Annotated in this window: 2 protein-coding genes; both read right to left on the bottom strand. The window is 72.6% G+C overall.

Annotation, left to right across the window (positions count from 1 at the left end):
• Positions 1-340: AMP-binding protein (locus AB0O00_RS40930; RefSeq protein WP_363659730.1), on the bottom strand; the 340-nt coding region annotated here is incomplete at its 3' end.
• A gap of 97 nt (positions 341-437) precedes the next feature.
• Positions 438-1,108 (bottom strand): phytanoyl-CoA dioxygenase family protein (locus AB0O00_RS40925; RefSeq protein ID WP_363659729.1); only part of this gene is annotated, 671 nt, incomplete at its 5' end.

Here is a 1,108-nt window from a genome sequence, read left to right as displayed (position 1 = left end):
TGCCGGTCATGGCCGCGACCCGCCCGGCTGGCTCGTCGGCCGCGATCGGCACGTAGTGGCAGCCGGCCTTGAGCACCCCGAGCAGCGCGACCAACAGATCGGCCTGCCGGGGCATCCGCACTGCCACCGCGCCCCGGCGCCCGCCGGTGGCGGCCAGCACGGCGGCGGCGCACGCGTCGCTGAGCAGGTCCAGCTCGGCGTACGTGAGGGTGCGCCCGGGATCGGAGCAGGCGACGGCGTCCGGGGTGCGCGCCCGCTGGTCGCGGACCAGCCCCGGGACCCCGTACGGCGCCCGGTGGGGCACCCGTGGTCCACGGAGCACCGGGGCCCCGTTCGTCATCCCGTCACCTGCTCGTCCGCGTCCCGCATGGTGCCCCCCTGGCGCCGTGAGTCGATGTGCTGATGGAGCTGATTGAGCTGATCTATCTGATGGAGCGTCAGATCGGCTGGAGCGCGACCGGCTGCGGGTCCGCGAGGAAGTCCGGCCGCAAGCCCGGGACTTCGGGACGGTTGGCAACGGTGTTGTAGACGAACATCAGCATCGACCGGCGGAACGGCGAGATGTTCGCCGCCGAGCAGTGCAGGATGTTCGGGTGGAACACCAGCACCGACCCGGCGGGCCCCTTCGGGCTCACCAGCCCGTTGGCGCGGGCGAGTTCCTCGATGACGGAGTGGCGCACCCGGAACTTCTCGTCGGCGGTGAGCGTCGCCACCCAGGCCGGCGCGTCCTCGTAGCCGAGCGGCATGCCCTCCGCGTCGGTGCTGGCGAGCAGCCCGGCGGTGTGCGAGCCGGGCACGAAGGTGAGCGGCCCGTTGAACTCCGTCACCTCGTCCAGGAACACCGCGACGTTGACCAGGTCGGGCCGGCGGATGCCGTCGCCGGTGAGCCAGTAGACGTAGTCCTGGTGCCACTCCCACTGGTCGCCGGCGAACGGCGCCTTGATGTTCACCTTCGACTGGTGCACGTACACGTCGTCGTCGAGCAGGCCGCGGACGGCGCCGAGCAGGGCCGGCCGGCGGGTGAGCGCGGCGATCGCGGGGTTCGTGCGGTGCAGGCCGTACACCGAGCGGACGGTCCTGCCGTCGCGCTCCAGGACGCGTCCGGGGT

The sequence above is a fragment of the Kitasatospora sp. NPDC093558 genome (assembly GCF_040683475.1).
GTDB lineage: Bacteria > Actinomycetota > Actinomycetes > Streptomycetales > Streptomycetaceae > Kitasatospora.
The sequence above is the reverse complement of the archived record's forward strand: the minus strand, read 5'-3'. Positions and strand labels throughout refer to the sequence as shown.